Origin of the sequence: Scytonema sp. PCC 10023 (assembly GCF_963920835.1) — a bacterium.
In the GTDB taxonomy this organism is placed as follows: domain Bacteria; phylum Cyanobacteriota; class Cyanobacteriia; order Cyanobacteriales; family Nostocaceae; genus Kalymmatonema.
Map to the genome: position 1 here is coordinate 1 of NZ_CAWUDP010000442.1, position 203 is coordinate 203.

The 203-nt window shown below is 53.2% G+C and carries 1 protein-coding gene; it reads left to right on the forward strand.

Features of this window, described 5'->3' with window-relative positions; genetic code table 11:
• Window positions 1-203, forward strand: a 203-nt coding sequence (locus ACM0OZ_RS49515; protein WP_414590267.1) for a WD40 repeat domain-containing protein, incomplete at both ends; no start/stop codon positions are given.

Consider the following 203-nt stretch of genomic DNA (forward strand, 5'->3'; position numbering starts at 1 on the left):
GGCTTCAGGAAGTCTTGACAACACGGTGAAACTGTGGGACACCAGCACGGGCAAACCAATCAAAACTCTCACTGGGCATACAAAGGAGGTTTGGGGCGTCAGCTTCAGCCCGGATGGCAAGATTCTGGCTTCAGCTAGTGCTGACAAGACGGTGAAACTGTGGGACACCAGCACGGGCAAAGAAATCAAAACTCTCACTGGGC